This window comes from Streptomyces manipurensis, assembly GCF_049570255.1.
GTDB lineage: Bacteria > Actinomycetota > Actinomycetes > Streptomycetales > Streptomycetaceae > Streptomyces > Streptomyces manipurensis.
Genome location: NZ_CP186950.1, coordinates 7,262,756 through 7,281,910 on the forward strand (window position 1 = coordinate 7,262,756; position 19,155 = coordinate 7,281,910).

Below are 19,155 nucleotides of genomic sequence, written 5' to 3' on the forward strand. Positions count from 1 at the left end.
GGGGCCGGGAACGAAGGGTGAGAGCCGGGGGTACCGGGGGAGGACCGTTTTTCCGTTCTTCCGTACGGCTAGGCCGGGATCAGGGCCTTCCGGCGCCGCTTGCGCTGCGCGCCCGCCGACAGCCGCAGCTCGATGATCGACCGTACGGCCGGCCACTCCTCGTCGAGGATCGAGTAGAAGGCCGTACTGCGCACGGCTCCGTCGAGGCCGCGCGAATGGGCCCGGCGGACCCCCTCGCACGTGAAGCCGAGCCGCTCCATGGCCGCCCGCGACCGCCCGTTGCGCGCGTCGGCGCGCAGGGAGATCCGCCGCACGCCCCAGGTCTCGAAGGCGTGGCGGAGCATGAGCAGCTTCGCCTCGGTGTTGATGCCGGTGCCCTGGGCGCCCGGGGACAGCCAGGTGTTGCCGATCTCGGCGGCGTCGGGGACGGCCGTCGCCGGATCACCGAACGGGACCCCGGGCACCGCGGGCCACACCAGTGGTCCCTGCCAGTAGTCGAGTTCGAGGAACCGGGTCGAACCGACGACCCGCCCGTCGGTGGCTCTGACCACCGCGAACGGGAGGGAACGTCCCGCCGCCTGATCGGCGAGGGCACGGTCGATGTACTCGTGGGACGCCTGCACCCCATGGGGTACGGGGGTGAAGGCGTAAGTCGTACGATCCTCGGCCCCGGCCACGGCCAGGGCCTCGGTGTGGTGGGGGGCGAGGGGCTCGAGCCGCACGGTGCGGCCCGCGAGGTGTACGGGTACGGGCACGGAGCCTTCGGTCCTTCTGGGCGGTGGGGTGGTTGCACAGTCTGCGTCCATGACGTTGCCCCCCGTGCAAAACACGAGTGAAAGACAACCGGCTGTCAGGTGAACGCGAGTGGCTCAATGTAGCCCCTTAAAGTCCTTCCATGAAGCCCCAATTTGGCAATGGTGTGACGCTGGTTTTCGACGACATGGGTCCCCGCGGCGGAACGCCCGTAATCCTTATCCACGGACATCCCTTCAACCGCACCATGTGGGCCCCCCAGACGGCCGCCCTGACGGCCGCCGGGTACCGCGTGATAGCCCCTGACCTGCGAGGATACGGAGACAGCCCGGTCGTGCCGGGCACGGCTGCCTTCGCCGCGCTCGCCGACGACCTCGCGGCGCTCCTGGCCCGCCTGGGCATCGAACGCGTGGTCGTCGGCGGTGTGTCCATGGGTGGGCAGATCGCCATGGAGCTGCGGTTGCGCCACCCGGGTCTCGTGCGGGCCCTCGTGCTCTCCGACACCTCCCCGGCACCGGAGACGGAAGCGGGTGCGGAACTGCGCCGGGAGACCGCCGAACGGCTGATCGCCGAGGGCATGCGGCCCTATGCCGAGGAGGTGATCGACAAGATGATGGCGCCGTACAACGTCACCGGGATGCCCGGGATCGCGGCCCAGGTCACCCGGATGATGTGCGCGACCGACCCGCAGGGCGCGGCGGCGGCCCTGCGCGGCCGCGCCGAGCGCCCCGACTACCGGCCGGTGCTCGCCGGGGCCGCCGAACCCTGCCTGGTGCTGGTGGGCGCGGACGACGTCTTCACCCCGGTGGCGGAGGCCGAGGCCCTGCGCGACCTGCTGCCGCACGCGGAGCTCGCCGTGATCGAGGGCGCCGGGCACCTGCCGGGGCTGGAGCGGCCGGAGGCCTTCAACCGGGCGCTGCTGGACTTCCTCGGCCGGCTCTGAGCCGGGGCGCGCGACGGAGGGGCGGGAGCGGGGGAACGCCCGTAGAGTCGGCACGACGTCCGGCGCCGAGGAGGGCTCCATGCTGCGGGGATTCGCGACGATCAACTTCTGGGCCGACGACCTGGACGCGGCCAAGGCCTGGTACGCGGAGGTGCTGGGGATCGCGCCCTACTTCGAGAGGCCCGGCTACGCGGAGTTCCGCCTCGGCGACTACCAGCACGAGCTGGGCATCGTCGACCGCCGGTACGCCCCGCCGGGCGCGGCCGAGCGGCCGGGCGGGGCGGTGGCCTACTGGGTGGTGGACGATCTTCCCGCGGCCCGTCAGCGGCTGCTGGACCTCGGGGCCCGGGAGTACCAGCCCGTGACGGCGCACGGCGACGCAGGCTTCGTCACGGCGGCCGTCACCGACCCGTTCGGCAACGTCCTGGGGATCATGCGCAACCCCCACTACCTGGAGATCCTCGAAGGGGCCACGCCGGATCCCTCGTGAGCCGTGAGCCGTGAGCCGTGAGCCGGGTCCGGCCCGGGGCCGGACGCACGAGCAGGCCGTGGCGGGTGCCACGGCCTGCTCATCGGGGTGACCGGCGCGTCAGTTCTTCGCGTAGAAGCCGAAGGTGTCGACGATCAGGTCGGTGCTCGACCAGCTCATGTTCCAGAAGTCGATCACACCGTGGGTGCCGTTCGTCGCCTGGACCAGGTTCGGGACGGTCTGGCGGGGGAGCCAGTTCAGGTTGGACGAGTTCGGCGGGGTCGGCTCGCCCGCCCAGCCGTTCTCGTAGTCGGCCCAGGAGTACGGGTCCGGGGCGACCGTCAGGAAGCCGGCGTCCTTGCCGTTGGTCACGGTGGCGTTGGTGACCACCGCGGTGATGTTCGGGTCGGCGTCGCCGAACTGGCCGTAGATGTACGCGCGGCCGTCGAGCGGGCCGCCCATCTCACGGGTGTCGAACCACCGCGACGGGGAGTTGCGGACCAGGGCGCCCTCGCTCTCGGGGCTGTAGTAGCCGACGACGTCGACGATCACGTGGGTCCCGGCCCAGGCACCGTTGCGGATGCTGATCCGGCCGTCGGCGCCGATCGGCACGATGACCGAGTTGGCGATGGTGTGGCGCGGTCCGAAGTTCAGGTTCGACGCGGTCGGGGCGGCACCGCCGGAGGGGTAGACGGTCAGGTGACCGGCTTCCTTGGTGTCGGTGACGGTGACGTTCAGCGCGACGGCCTTGGCGCTCGACGGGACGCCGCCGCGGCCGGTGATCTGGGTGCTGAAGGTGCCCTGGCCGGGGACGTGGCCACGGCCGGTGCCGAGGCCCTCGCGGGTGTCGACGACACGGCTCGGCGTGAGCGGGGTGTAGCCGTTGGCGGCGGTCTTGGAGAAGTAGCCGGTGACGTCGGCGACCAGGTCGATCGGGCGGTCGCCGCCGTTGTAGACGTTCACGTAGCCGTTGTTCCCGACCGAGGCGATCACCAGGTTTGGGACGGTCTGGCCCACGCTGTAGTTGACGTTGGAGGTGGTCGGCAGCTCTCCGCCGTCGGCGTACACGCGGACGTGGCCGGCGCCGCCGGCGTTGGTGACCGTGACGTTGAGGGCCACGGCGGTGACGCCGGCCGGGATCTGCGCCGCGCCGCCGACCTTGATGCGGGCGGTGCCGTAGGCGGGCACCTGGTGGCGCGGCGCGCCGGTGCCGTCGCGGGTGTCCAGCAGGCGGGTCGGGGCGTGGGGCGTGAACTCGTTGCCCGCGGTCCGGAAGACCAGCTGGTTGGTTCCGACGACCGTGGGGCCGGAGAGCAGGCTCACCTTGACCGTGTACGCGCCGGTCTTGGAGTAGACGTGGTTGCGCGTGAGGTTGGTGGGGCCGTTGGCGCCCACCTGCTCGCTGCTGCCGTCGCCCCATTCGACGAGCACGCCGAGCGCGGTGCCCGGGTCGCTGGTGACGTCCAGCTTGAGCTGCACGCCGTGGGCGCTGCTGGCCTCGGCCTGGAGGGCGACCACCGGTTCGGTGGCGGCGGCGCTCTGGCCGCCCTTGACCGTCGGGTGCACGGTCTTGGCGGCGGGGCTGCTCGCCTTGACCTCCCCGTACGCCTGGGCCTTCGCCCCGGTCAGGTCGAGGTCGGGAGCGGCCACCCCCGGACCGGACGTCCCCTTGGCGCCGTCCTGGCCCGCCGCGTTGGCGACACCCGGGACGAGACCGACACCGGCCGCGACGATTGCGGCGGTGGAAAGCATGAGTCGGCGATTGCGCACCGGCCCCCCCATTTTTCGTTTTTTGAACGCGATCAGGTTTGAAGCTCGCCCAGAGTACATACGTTCGACGGCCTGCGCGAGTGTATTGATCAAAGGGTGAACGACCCTCCGGTTCGGGCCGCCGCGCCACCCGCCCTCCACCCGCCCCCTGGCCCTCCCGACCGGCCTGAGATCATTCCCTGCATGGACGACGTACTGCGCCGACTGGCCGCCGTGGGCCCCTTCTTCGCGGTCCCGTCCGGTCCTCGGCCGCCCGGCCCGGGCTTCCGTCCGCTGAGCGCACTGTACGACGAACACCTCGACGCGTACGTGGCCGAGGTGGGGCGGCGGATCGGCAGCGGGACCGGCCGGGTCGCCGCGTCGACCGCGCAGTTCGGGATCGCCTCGCGGCTGTGGTCCCTCGGCCTCGGATGCGCCGCGCTGTCCGGCCGGGTGCCCGACCTCGCGCCCGACCGGCTGTGGTGGCGGCTCCCGGACGCGGGCTCGCTGGAGCTGTGGCTGCCCGAGCCCGGCGCCCTGCCCGCCGAGGAGCTCGGCGCGACGGTCCTGGACCACCTGGCCCCGCTGGACGCGGCCCTGCGCGAACGGTTCGGGGTGTCGCCGACGGTCCTGCGGGGCAACGCCGCCTCGGGGCTGGTCGGCGCCCTGCGGGTGCTGCTCGACCGGGTACCGGGCGGCGCCGCCGCCGGGCTCGCGGCCGGTCTGCTCGGTGAGGGCGGAGCCCTGGCGGGGACCGGGACCTATCTGCACGAGGAGGGCCTCGGGGTGGCCTTCGTACGGCGCAGCTGCTGCCTGTACTACCGGGTGCCCGGGGGCGGGTTCTGCGGCGACTGCGTCCTGCGCACCCGCGGGAAGCGGCCCGGCCCGCCCTGAGCCCGGGGACGGCAAGGGGCCACCGGGGAGCAGCGGCGCTGCTCCCCGACGGCCCCGGAAGGGTCGGTCCTAGAAGGTGAGGTTCCAGGAGTCGATCTTGCCGGTGTCGCCGCCGGCGTTGTCGTTGACCCGGAGCTTCCAGGTGCCGTTGGCGGCCTCGGAGGAGGCGTTGACGGTGTAGACCTGGTTGATGTTGTCGGCGCTGCCGCCGGTCCGGTTGTGGACCGTGTAGACGGAGCCGTCCGGGGCGATCAGGTCGACCTTGAGGTCACCGATGTAGGTGTGGACGATGTTCACGCCGACCTTGAGGGTCGCCGGGGCGTTGCCCGTCACACCGCTGACCGTGAGGGAGCTCTCCACGGTGGTGTTGTCACCGATGGCGACGTCCGCCGCGTTCTCGAAGTACTTGCCGGGGGGCGGAGTGCTGCCGACCGCCTTCAGCGCGTCGACCTGGCCCTCGCCGAAGAAGCCGTTCTTCGCCGTGGTGCCCTTGCAGCGGCTGTCGGACGGGCAGGCGACGTCGTTGGCCTGGGTGGCCAGCTTGTCGCGCAGCTGCGCCGGGGTGATGCCCGGGTTGGTGCTGACCAGCAGGGCCGCCACGCCCGCGACGTGCGGCGAGGCCATCGACGTACCGCTCATGGAGCCGTACTTGCCGCCGGGCAGGGTGCTGTAGATGCCGGTGGCGTCGCCGCCCGGGGCCGTCACGTCGACCACGTTCAGGCCGTAGTTGGAGTACGAGGCCTTCGCGGTGGTGCCCATCGCCGAGACCGTGACCACGCCCGGGAGCTCGGTCGGGATGTCGAGGCAGGCGTTGGTGATGGTGCGGGTGACCGGCGTCGAGTCGTTCGGGCTCTCGGTGTCGGTCGTCTTGTTGGCGAGGTCGAGGTTGGAGTTGCCGGCCGCCGCGACCTGGAGCGAGCCCTTGCTCTCCGCGTACTCCTGGGCGCGCTTGACGCCCTCGATGATCGCGGCCTGGTCGGCGTTGTCCGGGCAGTTGAACTGCCACGGGTCGGTGTAGTAGCTGTTGTTGGTGACCTTGAAACCGTGGTCACCGGCCCACATGAAGCCGCAGACGGTGTTCTCCGCGAAGAACAGCGAGGTGCCGGGCTCGGCGATGCGCACCGAGGAGATCTTCACGCCCGGGGCGACGCCGATGACGCCCTTGCCGTTCTTGGCGGCGGCCACGGTGCCGGCCACGTGCGTGCCGTGGGTGCCGACGTCGCGCCAGGCGCCCGTGCGGGTGTCCGGCTTGCCGTACGCGCAGGACGCGGAGTCGGCGGCGTTGAAGTTCGGGGCCAGGTCCTGGTGCTGGTCGTCGACACCGGTGTCCAGGATGCCGACCTTGACGGACGCGGAGCCCGTGGTGACGGCCCAGGCCTGGTCGGCCTTGATCTGGGTCATGTCGGCGCGGACCGGCTCGCCCGAAGGCGTCGTGGACTGCGCGGGGTTGGCGGGCAGCGCCGGGTTGTAGGCGTCGGCCGGGACGTCCGAGGTGCGGGTGGCACCGACCTGCTGGACACCGCTGACGCCGCGCATCGTGGTGGCGAAGCTGCCGGAGGCGGAGTGGGCGACGATCACGCCGATGGCGTCGTAGGCCTGGAAGACCGTGCCGCCGTTGGAGGTGATCGCGTTGCGGACCGCCGTGGTGTCACCGGGGGCGGTGATCACGAGGTAGGCGCGGGTACCGGCAACCCAGGTCGCACTCTGGGAAGCGGGGGCCGCGGCCTGGGGCGCCGGCGCGGGGGCGGCGGCGGGGGAGCCGGACGGAGAGACCGGAGCGGTGCCGGCGAGGGCGGCGGGAGCTCCGAGGGCCAGGGCCGCGCCGAGCGTGGCGGCCAGCACCAGCGCACGCCGAGGTCGGCTGGATATGTGGGGTATCAATGCGTCCTCCGAAGACCCGGTGGTCAGGCCGGGTCGTACGAAACAAGTGGTGGACGCAAGATGTCATGCACGCGGCCGGTTGCGGAAGTACCTTTTACAGCCCGGGGGTTCGTATATCGGTGGCCGATTCCCGACTATGGGTGCAAGTGTGCTGAATGCGGCGGGCCGGCCGGGCTGGGCACCGTGGGGGAGAGCCCTGCCCGGCCGGCCCGTTCGCGCGCGACCGGCCCGGTCCGGGTCCGCGGCGTCCCGCCTGTGCGGCGGGACTTCGCAGCCGACGCCTAGACCGGCACGCCGTCCTTGGAGCCGTGCGCGGGGACCGGTACGGCGGCCGGCGTCGGCTCCGGGGCGGAGGCGTCCGTTCCGTGCCCGTCGTCCACCAGGGTCCGCTCGTCGAACGGCAGCCGTCCCGCGAGGACTTCGGTGGCGCGATCGCGGTCGAACTCCTTGGTCCAGGTGCCGATGAGCACCGTCGCGACCGCGTTGCCCGCGAAGTTCGTCAGCGCCCGTGCCTCGCTCATGAAGCGGTCGATGCCCACGATCAGGCCGACCCCGTCGACCAGTTCCGGCCGGTGCGACTGCAATCCGCCCGCCAGGGTGGCCAGACCCGCACCGGTCACGCCGGCCGCGCCCTTCGAGGCGATGACCATGAACAGCAGCAGCGAGATCTGCTCGCCCAGGGCGAGCGGGGTGCCCATGGCCTCGGCGACGAACAGCGAGGACATCGTCAGGTAGATCGCGGTCCCGTCCAGGTTGAAGGAGTACCCCGTCGGCACCGTGATCCCGGTGACCGGCCGGGAGACGCCGAGGTGCTCCATCTTGGCGATCAGCCGCGGCAGCGCCGACTCCGAGGAGGAGGTCGAGAGGATCAGCAGGAACTCCCGGCCCAGGTAGCGCAGCAGGGCGAGGATTCCCACCCCCGTGCACACCCGCAGCAGGGTGCCCAGCACCAGGAAGACGAAGAGCAGACAGGTCGTGTAGAAGCCGATCATGATCACGGCGAGTGACTTCAGCGCGTCGATCCCGGTGGCCCCGACCACCGCCGCGATCGCGCCGAAGGCACCCACCGGCGCCGCCCACATGATCATCGCCAGCACTCGGAACACCAGCTTCTGCACGTGCCCGATGCCGCGCAGGACCGGCTCGCCCGACGCGCCCATGGCCTGCAGCGCGAACCCGCACAGCAGCGCCACCAGCAGCGTCTGCAGCACCTCGCCCCCGGTGAAGGCGGAGACCAGCGTCGTCGGGATGATGCCCAGCAGGAACTCCGGCGTGCTCTCCGCGCCGCCCGCCTTGGCCTGCGCCTCGCCCGCGCTGCGGGCCGCCTCCGTCAGCTGGAGCCCGCTGCCGGGCTCCAGCAGGTTGCCGACGACCAGGCCGATGGCCAGCGCCACCGTCGACATGACCATGAAGTAGCCGAGGGCCAGCCCGCCCACGGCGCCGACCTTCGCGGCTTTGCGCACCGACCCGATGCCCAGCACGATGGTGCAGAAGATCACCGGCGAGATCATCATCTTGATGAGGTTCACGAAGCCGGTGCCCAGCGGTTTCAGCTCCACGGCCACGCCGGGCGCGGCGAAACCGACGGCGATGCCGAGCAGCACCGCGGCGATCACCGCGATGTAGAGATAGTGCGTTCTGTCGCGCCTGGCGGCCACGATGCCTCCTGGTGGTGAAGTCGTCCGGGGAGACCTTCACCCAGGGCTGTGACCCCGGTCACCCTTGCGTTCATTGAGTTCACGACACCGTGCACACTGAGCGCCATGTTCCGCTTCCCCCGGCCCCCGCGCAGCCTCGCCGGCCAGCTCTTCGCCATGCAGGTGCTGCTGGTCGCCGTGGTCGTCGCGGGCTGCGCCGTCTACGCCTACGCCACCGCCCGCGGACAGGCCGAGGAGGCCGCGCGCCGCCAGGCCGGAGCGGTGGCCCGGGCGGTCGCCGACTCGCCGTCCGTCCGGGAGGCCGTACGGGGCGCCGCGGCCGGCGAGGACCCGTCGGCCGAGCTCCAGCCGTACGCGCAGAAGGTCCGCGTGGACTCCGGGGTCGACTTCGTGACGATCATGGCCCCGGACGGCAGGCGCTGGACCCACCCCGACCCGCGTCGCATCGGGGAGCCGTTCCTGGGCAACACCGCACCCGCGCTGCGCGGCGAGACCTTCAGCGAGACCTACACCGGCACCCTCGGCCCCTCCATCCGTGTGGTCACCCCGCTGGAGGACGGGGACCGGATCGTCGGCCTGGTCAGCGCCGGGATCACCGTCCGCGCGATCAGCGACCGGCTCGCCGCCCAGCTGTCCGCGCTCGGCTGGGTCGCCGCGGGCGCGCTCGCCCTGGGCGGAGTCGGCACGTACGTGGTCAACGCACGCCTGCGCCGCCACACTCATGGCATGAACGCGGCCGAGCTCAGCGCCATGTACGACTACCACCAGGCGGCGCTGCACGGAGTGCGCGAGGGACTGCTGATGCTCGACGGGCAGCGCAGGATCACCCTGATCAACGACGCGGGCCGGGAGCTGCTCGGCCTGCCGGGCGAGGTCACCGGCACCCGCGCCGCGGAGCTCGGCCTGCCCGCCCCCCTCACCGGGGTCCTGCTGGCCGACCGGCCCCGCGTGGACGAGGTGCACCTCACCGCCGACCGGGTGCTCGTGGTCAACAGCTCGCCGGTGGCCGGCGGCGGCCGCAAGGGCACCGTGGTGACCCTGCGCGATCACACCGAGCTCCAGGCGCTGACCGGCGAGCTCGACCACGAGCGCGGCTTCACCCAGGCGCTGCGCTCCCAGGCCCACGAGGCCGCGAACCGGCTGCACACCGTGGTCTCCCTCATCGAGCTCGGGCGCGCACAGGAGGCGGTGGAGTTCGCCACGGCGGAGCTGGAGCTCGCCCAGGCGCTCACCGACGAGGTGGTCACGGCCGTCGGGGAGCCCGTCCTGGTGGCGCTGCTGCTGGGCAAGGCCGCGCAGGCGCACGAGCGCGGCGTGGAACTGGTCGTGACCGCCGACAGCCGCAGCCTCGCCGACCTGGCCGGGCTGCCGCCCGCCCGCGACCTCGTCACGGTGCTGGGCAACCTCATAGACAACGCGGTCGACGCCGTGAGCGCCGTGCCGGGCGCCCGCATCGCGGTGACCCTGCGGCCCGAGCGCGACGAACTGCTCCTGCGGGTCGCGGACAACGGACCGGGACTGCCCGAGGGCGTGGACGTGTTCCGCCGCGGCTGGTCCGGCAAGGGGGAGGGCCGCGGGCTGGGCCTCGCCCTGGTCCGGCAGGTGGCCGAGCGCTACGGCGGCGCGGTGGTCGCCGCCCAGGGGCCGGGCGGCGGCGCCGAGTTCACCGTACGCCTGCCCGCCGCCGCGGTGCCGACGGCCGACGCCCCGCCGGCCGAGGGGACACCCCGATGAGCGGGGGAGAGGTCCGCGTGCTCGTCGTCGAGGACGACCCGGTCGCCGCCGACGCGCACGCCCTGTACGTCGGCCGGGTGCCCGGATTCACGGCCGTCGGCGCCGTCAACTCCCTGGCCGAGGCCACCCGGGTGCTGGAACGGACCCGGGTCGACCTGCTCCTGCTCGACCTGGGCCTGCCCGACGGGCACGGCCTGCGCTTCGCCCGGGGACTGCGGGCCGCCGGTCATCCCGTCGACGTGATCGTGGTGACCTCGGCGCGGGACCTCGCCGTGGTCCGCGAGAGCGTCTCGCTCGGCGTGGTCCAGTACGTCCTGAAACCCTTCGCCTTCCCGACGCTGCGCGAACGGCTGCTGCGCTACGCCGAGTTCCGCGCGGCGGCGGGGGAGGCGGCCGGCCAGGACGACGTCGACCGGGCGATGGCCGCGCTGCGCGCGCCCCGCCCGGCCGAACTGCCCAAGGGGCTGAGCGCCCCGACCCTGGACCGGGTCGCCGCCCTGCTGCGGGCGGCGCCCGAGGGGCTGACGGCGGCGGGGGCGGCCGGGGCGGCCGGGATCTCCCGGATCACCGCCCGCCGCTACCTGGAGCACCTGGTGGACACCGGCCGTGCGGACCGGACCCCCCGGTACGGCCAGGTCGGCCGCCCCGAACTGCACTACCGCTGGCTGGCGGCGGCGGGCTCGGTGTCGAAGGTGTAGAACTTCCGGTGGTCGAGCATGTCCGCCGGGGTGACGTCGTTCCACGGCCGCATGGTGTCGTTGAGGTCCACCACGTTGTTCGTCCCCGCGGCCGGCAGGTAGGTCGACTGCGGGTGCCTGGCCTGCCAGTCGGCCCACAGCTTGTCGATGAAGGCGTGGTGCATCCAGAACACCGGGTCGTTGGGGGAGACGCCGGTGGACATCTGGCCGCCGACCCACACATGCACCCGGTTGTGCAGGTTGGCTCCGCGCCAGCCTTCCAGGTGGTTGCGGAAGCCGTTGGAGGAGCTGTTCCAGGGGGCCGCGTCGTAGACCGGCATGGCCAGGACGGAGTCCACCTCGGCCTTGGTGGGCAGCTGGGCGACGCCGGTGCCGAGCGCGCGCCGCAGGTAGGGGCGCCCGTCCACGCGGACGTCTATGTTCCATTTGCCCGTCGCGTAGGCGAAGGGGCCGTCGATGACCTGCCCGTCACGGGCCCGTCCGGTGCCGCCGAGGAAGTCCGGGGCCCAGAGGGAGGCGCGGGTGGTGCGGTCCACCGTCCAGTCCCAGTACGGCAGCGCGACGGTCGCGTCCACCTTCTGCAGCGCCTGCTCGAATTCCAGCAGGAAGCGCCGGTGCCACGGAAGGAAGGAGGGGGAGCGGTGGCCGACGCGGTCGCCCGAGTCGGTGTCGCTCATGATGAAGCCGTTGTGGGTGGTGACGAAGCGGTCGTAGGCCCCGGTGCGCTTGAGTTCCAGCAGCGCGTTGGTGAAGGCGCGCTTCTCCTCGGGGGTCAGCGCGGCCTGGTTCTTGCGGACGGTCATGCCGCACCTCCGAAGGGGGCGAGGGGGGCGCCCTGCAGGTCGCGGACCGCGGCGCGGGCGAGCAGGGTCGGGTTGGCGAAGGTCTCGTAGTGGTTGACGACGCTGATCCAGCTGCCGTCGGCGTTGCGCATGATGTGGAGTTCTCTGCCGTCTATCCGGACCGTGGGTTGGCCGGGGGAGTGGTGGCCGCCGTGGTGGCCTCCTCCGCCCTGGGCGATCTGGATGCGGCGGCCCTGGTAGACCTCGTCGACCGTGCCCGGGGGTGTGGGCGTCGCGGGGGTCGCGGCGGCGCTCGTGGCGACACCGGTGGCGGCGGTGAGTCCAAGGACGGTGAGTGCACCGGCAGTTGTGCCCAGAGCCTGACGTCGAGTGATCTTGTTCATGGCTCGAAGAGGTATCAGTGCCGGCGGAAAGGGTGGCCGGTATCCGGACATGAGCGGATAAGTTGCGCATAGAACAAGTTGGATGATCTTCCCGTCCCGACCGGCTCCGGCGGCCCGGACGGGAAGATCTGCGGCGCCGAGTCTACTGGACAGTAATTTATCCGGCGTCCGTGGAGGCATATGCCAGGGGTCACAATCCAGAGTCGGCCGGAAGCAGAGCGTCAATCCCGGCCATCGCGAGCCGTGGAGCCTACCGGAATGTCGCTTTCTGTCACCTATAGTCACGATATGGCTCTTCATGTGACGAAGGATGCGGGCACCCAGGACGCCGACACGGACGTGTTCGCGTCCACGCTGAGCGGCCAGATCCTCCCGAAGTACCGGATCCCCGAGGATCACTCGCCCACCGAGGTCGTCTACGAGCTCCTGCGCAACGAGCTCCTCCTCGACGGCAACGCGGCCCAGAACCTCGCGACCTTCTGCACCACCTGGTCCGACGAGGGCGTGCACCGCCTGATGAACGTCTGCCTCGACAAGAACATGATCGACAAGGACGAGTACCCGCAGACCGCCGAGATCGAGTCCCGGTGCGTGAACATCCTCGCCGACCTCTGGAACGCGCCCGCCGGCACCGCCGCGACCGGCTGCTCCACCACCGGCTCCAGCGAAGCGGCCATGCTCGGCGGCCTCGCCCTCAAATGGCGCTGGCGCGAACGCCGCCGCGCCGCCGGCCTCCCCACGGACCGCCCCAACCTGGTCTGCGGGCCCGTCCAGATCTGCTGGGACAAGTTCGCCCGCTACTTCGACGTCGAACTGCGCCAGGTCCCCGTCGAGCCCGGCGCCACCGGCCTGCAGCCCCACCAGCTCGCCGAGTACGTGGACGAGAACACGATCGGCGTCGTCGCCATCCTCGGCGTGACCTACACCTGCGACTACGAGCCCGTCGCCGAGATCGCCGCCGAGCTCGACCGGATCCAGGCCGAGCACGGCTGGGACATCCCCGTCCACGTGGACGCCGCGAGCGGCGGATTCGTCGCCCCCTTCCTCCACCCCGACGTCGTCTGGGACTTCCGGCTGCCGCGCGTCGCCTCCGTGAACACCTCCGGCCACAAGTACGGGCTCGCCCCGCTCGGCGTCGGCTGGATCGTCTGGCGCACCGCGGACCTGCTGCCCGCCGAACTCGTCTTCAACGTGGACTACCTCGGCGGCGACATGCCGACCTTCGCCCTGAACTTCTCCCGCCCCGGCGGCGAGATCGTCGCCCAGTACTACCTCTTCCTGCGCCTCGGCCGGGCCGGCTACACCCGCGTCCAGCAGGCCTGCGCGGACACCGCCCATTACCTGGCCCGGGAGATCGAGGCCATGGGGCCCTTCACCCTCCTCTACGACGGCCAGGGCGGCCTGCCCGCCGTCTCGTACGCGCTCACCGACCCCGACGGCGCGGGATTCTCCCTCTACGACCTCTCCGACCGGCTGCGCATGCGCGGCTGGCAGGTCCCGACGTACCCGCTGCCCGCCGACCGCGACGACACCGTCATCCAGCGCGTCCTGGTCCGCCACGGCGTGACCCGCGACCAGATCGCCCTGCTCGTGGAGGACCTCCGCCGGGCCGTGGAGCACCTCAAGGCCACGCCCCCACCCACCCCCTCCACCCCGCCCCGCTCCGGCTTCCACCACTGACCCGCACCCGGCGGCCCCGCGCGGACTCCCGCGCGGGGCCGCCGGGGAACGGCGCCGCCCCGAACGGGCCGCGGGTGTGGCGCAGGTCACCTCCCGCCGCTGTCACGTCCGGGGGAGCCCGCCTGTCCCATGGGCATGACCGACACCAAGAACGTACTCCTGGCCGGGGCGAGCGGAGTCCTGGGAGCCCACATCACCGAGGCGCTCACCCGCGCCGGGCACACCGTCATCGGTCTCGGACGCGGCCCCGGAGCCGACGTCCGGGCCGACCTCATGGACCGCGACGGTCTGCTGCGGGCCGTCGAGGGCATCTCCGCGAACACAGTCGTGCACGCCGCCACCGCCCTGCGCCGCGCCCCGATGAAGCACAGCGACATGTACGCCACCGACGACCTGCGCCTCACCGGGACCGGGCACCTCATGGAAGCCGCCCGGGCCGTCGGCGCCCGCCGCGTCGTCGCCGAGTCCATGGTCTTCGGCTACGGCTACCGGGACTTCGGCGACCGCCTGGTCACCGAGGACGGCGACCCCTTCGGCGAGGCGGACGACCGGGCCACGGCCCGCCACGTCGAGGCCATGCGGGTCAAGGAGGAACTCGTCCTGGGCGACCCGGGCATCGAGGGCGTCGCCCTGCGCTTCGGGCTCTTCTACGGGGCCGGTGGCACCGACGCGCTCGTGGACCTGCTGCGCCGCCGGGGGCTCCCGGCCGTCGCCGACCACGGCCGCGTCCTGCCCTGGGTCGACCTGGCGGACGCCGGCCGCGCCGTGGCTCTCGCCGTCGACGGCGGCCGCCCGGGCCGGGCGTACAACATCGTCGACGACACCCCCATGGGGTTCGGGGCGCACGTCAAGGCGGTCGCCGCGGCCTTCGGGACGCCCCGGCCCCTCAACGTGCCCGCCTGGCTGATGCGCCCCTTCCCGTACGCGCACCGGATGGCCACGACCTGCATGCGGGTCTCCAACGCCCGGGCCAAGGCGGAGCTGGGCTGGGCCCCGGCCCGGCCGGGCTGCGTGGAGGGGCTGCGCGCGCTCGCCGCGGCGTGAGCCCCGCCGGCCCGCCCGCCCGAACCTGACCGGAATTGTTCGTTCGGGCGGCTGCTGTCACGGTGGTGATCATGACTGACGTTTTCGAGGAGCACCGGCGGCTGCTGTTCGGCACCGCCTACCGCATGCTGGGCAGCGTCGCCGACGCCGAGGACATCGTCCAGGACGCCTGGATCACCTGGAACCGCGCCGACCGCACGGACGTCGAGCACCCCAAGGCCTATCTGGTGCGGACCGTCACCAACCTCAGCCTGAACCGCCTGAAGTCCGCTCAGGCGGTCCGGGAGTCCTACGTCGGGCCCTGGCTGCCCGAACCCCTTCTCACCTCACCCGACGTCGCCGAGGAGGCGGAACTGGCCGACACCGTGTCCATGGCGGTCCTCGTCGTCCTGGAGACCCTCACCCCCACCGAGCGCGCCGTGTTCATGCTCCGCGAGGTGTTCGGCTACTCCTACGCGGAGATCGCCGAGGTCGTCGGCAAGTCCGGGGCCAGCGTCCGCCAGTCCGCCCACCGGGCCCGCGAACACGTGCAGGCGCGCCGCCCCCGCTTCACGGCCGACGTGGGCGAACAGCGCGAGATCGCCGAGAAGTTCCGCGAGGCCTGCACGGGCGGCGACCTCGGCGCCGTCCTGGAACTCCTCGCCCCCGACGTGGTGTCCTGGAGCGACGGCGGCGGCATCGTCACCGCGGCCCGGCGGCCGCTGCACGGCCACGACAACGTCGCCCGCTGGTGGCTCGGCGTCCTGGCCAAGCCCGAGGTCCGCGACGGCGAGATGCGCGTCGCCGAGATCAACGGCGAGCCCGGCCTCCTCCTCGTCCACAGCGGCGTCACCGTCGGCGCCCTCACCTTCGAGGCCGTCGACGGCCGCATCACCGCGCTCCGCATCGCCGTCAACCCGCAGAAACTGCGGGGCATCCAGGACTGAACCCCGGGCCCGGAGCGCCGCGGACGGTCAGCGCGCTCCGAAGTTCTGCGTCCACCAGGGACCGCCGGCACCCTGGTGGACGCCCACCCCGAGGTCCTTGAAGGAGCAGTTCAGGATGTTGGCGCGGTGCCCCGGGCTCTTCATCCACGAGTCCATCACCGACTGCGCGGTCTGCTGGCCCCGCGCGATGTTCTCCCCGTACGTCGACCAGCGGTAGCCGGCCGCCGTGGTCCGGTCGCCCGGGTCCTTGCCGTCGGGGTTGGTGTGGTCGAAGAAGCTCCGCGCCGCCATGTCGTCGGAGTGCTTCTGCGCCGCGGCCCGCAACTGCGCGTCGTCCTTCAGCGGGCCGCAGCCGGCCGCCGAGCGTTCGCTGTTGACCAGCGCGAGGACCTGCCCGGCGATGCCCGGCGGCGGCGCGGGCGCCGGCTTGGCCGTCGAGGCCCGCGGGCTCGGCGTGGCGCTGCGGCTCTGCTCCGGGCTCGGGCTCGCCGACGGGCTCGCCGAGGCGGAGGCGGACGCCGAGGGGGACGGGGAGGCCGACGCCGACGCGGACGCGGAGGGGGAGGCGGGAGCCGAGGGGGGACCGGCGGACTCCGGTGCCGCCAGCGCCGCCACCGGAGTGCCGCTCGCGCCGCCCTCCTCCTTGCTGTCACCGGAACCGGGCAGCCCGCCCAGGTACACCAGGCCGCCGCCCGCCACGCAGGCCGCGAGGACCGCGCCCCCGATCACCCGGCGCCGGCCGCGCTGCTGCTGGCGCCGGCGCTGCGCGCCCCGGCCGCCGCCGCGCACGTCGCCCACCGGCGTCAGCCCGGTCGCCGCGTCGTCGAAGCCCGCCCCGGAGCCCTCGCCCAGGGCCGAGGCCGAGGCCACGGTCGCGAACCCGGCCTCCGTGCTCGCCCGCATCCCGGCGAGCAGCGCCGCCGACACCGGGACGAGCGCCAGGCCGGCCAGCAGCCCCTCGGCCGGGACCAGCCCGCCCCACAGGCCGGAGCACCGTACGCAGTCCCGGGCGTGCCGGGCTATTCGCTTGCGCCACAGTGCAGACGGCCGGGCGTCCCAGCCGGCCAGGACCGCCTGCAGCTCGGTGCACCGCGGACGCGAGTCCAGGGCCCGCTCCACGACCCGAGCCGCCTCCAGTTGCGCCTTCATCCGCTGCACCCGGACCGCCGTGTGCTGCGGCGTCAGCTCCAGCGCGGACGCCACCTCGGCCCGGGTCAGCTCCCCGGAGCACTCCAGCCACCACAGCGACAGCAGGCCCCGGTCCTCGGGCTCCAGCCAGCGCGTGGCCCGCGCCGTCTCGCGCCGCTGCCCCGACAGCTCCAGGCGCAGCACCGTCATGTCGACGAAGTCGGCCCCCGGGTCGGCCAGGTCCTCGGCCGCGTCGAGGGTGCTCTCGCCGTAACCGCTCTGCCGGGCCTGCCAGTGCGCCCGCACCCGGTTCATCGCGATCGCCACCAGCCAGGAGCGGAAGGATTCGTCCGCCTGCAGCCCGCCCAGCCCGTCGAGGGCACGCAGCATCGTGTCCTGCACCACGTCGTCCACGTCGCAGGAGCCGCCCAGGGCCCGCCCGACGATGTTGTAGACGAGCGGGAGGTGCGCGCCGACGAGCGCGTCCTGCGCGCGCGGATCGCCCGCGCGGGCCGCTGCGACCAGCGCTGCGGTGTGCTGAGTAGTCATGTGAATGTCCCTGTCCGTACCGGCGGTCGATGATGCCCGATACCTGGGAGACCGTGGAGGGGGGCCTCGATAACAGTTATCCGGAAGAATTTTCCCGACGGCCAGTCTCGGGCCCCCAGCGGGGTCACAACAGGGGCGCCAGCGCCTCCGCCGCCGCGCGCACGGCGGGCCCGTACGCCTCGATCTCCGCCCGGGGGACCAGGGGGGCGACCGTGGTGACGCTGACCCCGCCGACCGGCCGGCCCGAGGGCCCGAGGACCGCCGCGCCGATGCAGCGGATGGTGGGCTCGTTCTCCTCGTCGTCCAGCGCGCAGCCGCGGGCCCGGACGGCCGCCAACTCCTCGTGCAGCGCGGCCGCGGTGGTGAGCGTGTTCGGTGTGCGGCGGGGCAGGCCGGTCGCGGCCGTCAGCGCACGGACCTCCGCGTCGGGCAGATGGGCCAGGACGCTCTTGCCGATGGCGGTGCTGTGCAGCGGCATGCTCATGCCGATGCGGGAGGCCGTCCGTACGGGCTGGTCGCCCTCCACCTTGCGGATGTACGTGACGGCCTCGCCGTGGTGCAGGGCGAGATGGACCGTCTGGCCCGTGGTCCGCTGGAGTTCGCCGAGGACCCGCCCGATGCTGGCCGGCTCCCCGCCGCCGACCAGCGCCGACAGCAGGCGCAGGCGCGGCCCCACACCGTAGCGGCCCTCCGCCCCGGTGCGGACGAAGCCCTGGGCGGTCAGGGACGCCAGGACGCGGAAGGCCGTCGACTTCGGCACGGCCGCTGCCACCGCCAGGTCGGTCAGCCGGTGCGGCCCGCCGGGCGCGGCCACGGCCTCCAGGACCCGCAGGGACTTCTCCGCCGCCGAACCGGCCGCCGAGCTCCGTCCCGCACGCCCGCCACCCGAGTCGCCCCCGGGAGCGCCCCGCGGCGGGCCTTCCCCGTCGTTCCTCGTCACGACAACTCCCGGTGCGTGTAGGGTCTGGACCAATCCGTTCCGCTGCACGGTACGGCGTTCCGCTACGTGGAACAACCGGGAGGCTTCCTTGACCAGCCCATCGCCCCGCCCGATACCCGCACCGTGCCCCGGCCCGGCAGCCGGACCCGGCCACCTGCCCGGCTGTACGTCCGGCCTCGCGGGCGGCGGCGTGGGCGGTGACGCGGGCGGCGATCCGGCCGGTGACGTGGGACGCGATGTACGTGGCGATGTGGCCGGTGTGCGGACCGGTGTGACGGACCCGCAGCCACCGGCCCGCCGGCCCGCGGACCGCCCGTCCGGACACCCGTACGCCGTCCTCGCGGCCCAGCGGCTCCTCCCCGTGCTGCGCAGCGCCGACACCGAAGCCGCCGTCCGCCGCACCACCGCCCTCCTCGCCGCCGGCTGCCGCGCCGTCGAACTGACCACCTCCGTCCCCGACTGGGCCGCCGCCGTCGCCAGGACCGCCCACCTCGAAGACGCCCACGGCCGCCCCGCCCTCATCGGCGTCGGCACCGTCACCACCGCCGCCCAGGCCCGGGCCGCCCTGGACGCGGGCGCCGCCTTCCTGGTCTCCCCCTACCCGGCGCCGGAGGTGCGCGAGGTCGCCGACCGCCGCGGAGCCGTCTTCATCGAGGGCGGATTCACTCCCGGCGAGATCGCCGCCGCCGTCCGGGCCGCCGGCTCCGCCAAGGTCTTCCCGGCCCACGTCGGCGGCCCCGACTTCGTCCGCTCCCTGCGCGCCGTGCTGCCGGACGCGGTGATCGTCCCCACCGGAGGCATCCGGCCCGCAGAGGTCCCGCTCTGGCTCGACGCGGGCGCCACCGCCGTCGGCATCGGAGGCGGACTCCCCGCCGAACCCGCCGCATTGGCCGCCCTGTTCGCCGGACCCGCGGAGCGCTGAC

17 protein-coding genes are annotated in these 19,155 nt (G+C 73.0%); 9 read left to right on the forward strand and 8 right to left on the reverse strand.

Annotated features, from left to right (window positions below):
• Nucleotides 1–68: 68 nt before the first annotated feature.
• Nucleotides 69–755: a GNAT family N-acetyltransferase gene (locus ACPU2J_RS33090; protein WP_361599753.1), complete on the reverse strand. Its 687-nt coding sequence runs from the start codon at nt 753–755 to the stop codon at nt 69–71.
• 140 nt (nt 756–895) lie between these two features.
• On the opposite strand from ACPU2J_RS33090, the gene ACPU2J_RS33095 reads away from it, so the two are divergent.
• Both ACPU2J_RS33095 and ACPU2J_RS33100 read left to right on the forward strand, forming a co-directional pair.
• The gene (locus tag ACPU2J_RS33095; RefSeq protein ID WP_420078350.1) at nt 896–1,696 is read left to right on the forward strand and encodes an alpha/beta fold hydrolase; all 801 of its coding nucleotides are present in this window, start codon (nt 896–898) and stop codon (nt 1,694–1,696) included.
• A 79-nt stretch (nt 1,697–1,775) separates the two neighbouring features.
• A complete protein-coding gene (locus ACPU2J_RS33100; protein ID WP_420078349.1) occupies nt 1,776–2,186 on the forward strand; it encodes a VOC family protein in 411 nt (136 codons plus the stop codon).
• A gap of 99 nt (nt 2,187–2,285) precedes the next feature.
• Here the strand turns inward: ACPU2J_RS33100 and ACPU2J_RS33105 are convergent, their stop codons facing one another.
• Nucleotides 2,286–3,917 (reverse strand): hypothetical protein, encoded by a 1,632-nt coding sequence (locus ACPU2J_RS33105; protein ID WP_420078348.1) that lies wholly within the window; start codon nt 3,915–3,917, stop codon nt 2,286–2,288.
• A gap of 201 nt (nt 3,918–4,118) precedes the next feature.
• Here ACPU2J_RS33105 and ACPU2J_RS33110 point away from each other — a divergent pair, with 201 nt between their 5' ends.
• Nucleotides 4,119–4,808, forward strand: coding sequence for a (2Fe-2S)-binding protein (locus ACPU2J_RS33110; protein WP_399313160.1), 690 nt, complete (start codon nt 4,119–4,121; stop codon nt 4,806–4,808).
• 69 nt (nt 4,809–4,877) lie between these two features.
• Here the strand turns inward: ACPU2J_RS33110 and ACPU2J_RS33115 are convergent, their stop codons facing one another.
• Complete coding sequence (locus tag ACPU2J_RS33115) at nt 4,878–6,650, reverse strand: S8 family peptidase (protein ID WP_361599914.1); 1,773 nt, start codon at nt 6,648–6,650, stop codon at nt 4,878–4,880.
• A gap of 320 nt (nt 6,651–6,970) precedes the next feature.
• On the reverse strand, nt 6,971–8,347 hold the full coding sequence (locus ACPU2J_RS33120) for a cation:dicarboxylate symporter family transporter (protein ID WP_420078347.1): 1,377 nt from the start codon (nt 8,345–8,347) through the stop codon (nt 6,971–6,973).
• A 105-nt stretch (nt 8,348–8,452) separates the two neighbouring features.
• Between ACPU2J_RS33120 and ACPU2J_RS33125 the strand changes: the two genes are divergently transcribed.
• Nucleotides 8,453–10,081 carry a sensor histidine kinase gene (locus tag ACPU2J_RS33125; protein WP_423834698.1) on the forward strand — a complete coding sequence of 543 codons (1,629 nt, stop codon included), beginning with the start codon at nt 8,453–8,455 and terminating at the stop codon, nt 10,079–10,081.
• Nucleotides 10,078–10,779: a response regulator gene (locus ACPU2J_RS33130; protein ID WP_361599774.1), complete on the forward strand. Its 702-nt coding sequence runs from the start codon at nt 10,078–10,080 to the stop codon at nt 10,777–10,779. The genes ACPU2J_RS33125 and ACPU2J_RS33130 overlap by 4 nt, the downstream gene beginning before the upstream one ends.
• On the opposite strand, the gene melC2 is transcribed toward ACPU2J_RS33130, so the two are convergent.
• Both melC2 and melC1 read right to left on the reverse strand, forming a co-directional pair.
• Nucleotides 10,737–11,582 carry a tyrosinase MelC2 gene (gene melC2 / locus ACPU2J_RS33135; RefSeq protein ID WP_361599777.1) on the reverse strand — a complete coding sequence of 282 codons (846 nt, stop codon included), beginning with the start codon at nt 11,580–11,582 and terminating at the stop codon, nt 10,737–10,739. The two genes, ACPU2J_RS33130 and melC2, sit on opposite strands and share 43 nt — an antisense overlap.
• Nucleotides 11,579–11,965 (reverse strand): apotyrosinase chaperone MelC1, encoded by a 387-nt coding sequence (gene melC1 / locus ACPU2J_RS33140; RefSeq protein WP_423834699.1) that lies wholly within the window; start codon nt 11,963–11,965, stop codon nt 11,579–11,581. Before melC1 ends, melC2 begins: the two co-directional genes overlap by 4 nt.
• Before the next feature lie 288 nt (nt 11,966–12,253).
• Between melC1 and ACPU2J_RS33145 the strand changes: the two genes are divergently transcribed.
• The 3 genes from ACPU2J_RS33145 to ACPU2J_RS33155 all read left to right on the forward strand — a co-directional run bounded on the left by ACPU2J_RS33145 (nt 12,254) and on the right by ACPU2J_RS33155 (nt 15,615).
• A complete protein-coding gene (locus ACPU2J_RS33145; RefSeq protein WP_420078345.1) occupies nt 12,254–13,645 on the forward strand; it encodes a glutamate decarboxylase in 1,392 nt (463 codons plus the stop codon).
• Nucleotides 13,646–13,774: 129 nt separating this feature from the next.
• Nucleotides 13,775–14,689: an NAD-dependent epimerase/dehydratase family protein gene (locus ACPU2J_RS33150; protein ID WP_423834700.1), complete on the forward strand. Its 915-nt coding sequence runs from the start codon at nt 13,775–13,777 to the stop codon at nt 14,687–14,689.
• Nucleotides 14,690–14,760: 71 nt separating this feature from the next.
• Nucleotides 14,761–15,615, forward strand: a complete 855-nt coding sequence (locus ACPU2J_RS33155; RefSeq protein ID WP_423834701.1) for an RNA polymerase sigma-70 factor — start codon at nt 14,761–14,763, stop codon at nt 15,613–15,615.
• A 27-nt stretch (nt 15,616–15,642) separates the two neighbouring features.
• Here ACPU2J_RS33155 and ACPU2J_RS33160 read toward each other — a convergent pair whose 3' ends face one another.
• The gene (locus ACPU2J_RS33160) at nt 15,643–17,292 is read right to left on the reverse strand and encodes a sigma-70 family RNA polymerase sigma factor (protein ID WP_423834702.1); all 1,650 of its coding nucleotides are present in this window, start codon (nt 17,290–17,292) and stop codon (nt 15,643–15,645) included.
• A gap of 124 nt (nt 17,293–17,416) precedes the next feature.
• Nucleotides 17,417–18,232 (reverse strand): IclR family transcriptional regulator, encoded by an 816-nt coding sequence (locus ACPU2J_RS33165; protein ID WP_423834703.1) that lies wholly within the window; start codon nt 18,230–18,232, stop codon nt 17,417–17,419.
• A 271-nt stretch (nt 18,233–18,503) separates the two neighbouring features.
• On the opposite strand from ACPU2J_RS33165, the gene ACPU2J_RS33170 reads away from it, so the two are divergent.
• Nucleotides 18,504–19,154: a bifunctional 4-hydroxy-2-oxoglutarate aldolase/2-dehydro-3-deoxy-phosphogluconate aldolase gene (locus tag ACPU2J_RS33170; protein WP_423834704.1), complete on the forward strand. Its 651-nt coding sequence runs from the start codon at nt 18,504–18,506 to the stop codon at nt 19,152–19,154.
• The last annotated feature ends 1 nt before the right edge of the window (nt 19,155 follow it).

Bases quoted from the DNA above. Each gene is read 5' to 3' on its own strand.
- ACPU2J_RS33095 (WP_420078350.1), top strand. From the start codon at position 896: ATGAAGCCCCAATTTGGCAATGGTGTGACGCTGGTTTTCGACGACATG.
- ACPU2J_RS33100 (WP_420078349.1), top strand. From the start codon at position 1,776: ATGCTGCGGGGATTCGCGACGATCAACTTCTGGGCCGACGACCTGGAC.
- ACPU2J_RS33105 (WP_420078348.1), bottom strand. From the start codon at position 3,917: ATGCTTTCCACCGCCGCAATCGTCGCGGCCGGTGTCGGTCTCGTCCCG.
- ACPU2J_RS33110 (WP_399313160.1), top strand. From the start codon at position 4,119: ATGGACGACGTACTGCGCCGACTGGCCGCCGTGGGCCCCTTCTTCGCG.
- ACPU2J_RS33125 (WP_423834698.1), top strand. From the start codon at position 8,453: ATGTTCCGCTTCCCCCGGCCCCCGCGCAGCCTCGCCGGCCAGCTCTTC.
- ACPU2J_RS33130 (WP_361599774.1), top strand. From the start codon at position 10,078: ATGAGCGGGGGAGAGGTCCGCGTGCTCGTCGTCGAGGACGACCCGGTC.
- melC2 (WP_361599777.1), bottom strand. From the start codon at position 11,582: ATGACCGTCCGCAAGAACCAGGCCGCGCTGACCCCCGAGGAGAAGCGC.
- melC1 (WP_423834699.1), bottom strand. From the start codon at position 11,965: ATGAACAAGATCACTCGACGTCAGGCTCTGGGCACAACTGCCGGTGCA.
- ACPU2J_RS33145 (WP_420078345.1), top strand. From the start codon at position 12,254: ATGGCTCTTCATGTGACGAAGGATGCGGGCACCCAGGACGCCGACACG.
- ACPU2J_RS33150 (WP_423834700.1), top strand. From the start codon at position 13,775: ATGGGCATGACCGACACCAAGAACGTACTCCTGGCCGGGGCGAGCGGA.
- ACPU2J_RS33155 (WP_423834701.1), top strand. From the start codon at position 14,761: ATGACTGACGTTTTCGAGGAGCACCGGCGGCTGCTGTTCGGCACCGCC.
- ACPU2J_RS33160 (WP_423834702.1), bottom strand. From the start codon at position 17,292: ATGACTACTCAGCACACCGCAGCGCTGGTCGCAGCGGCCCGCGCGGGC.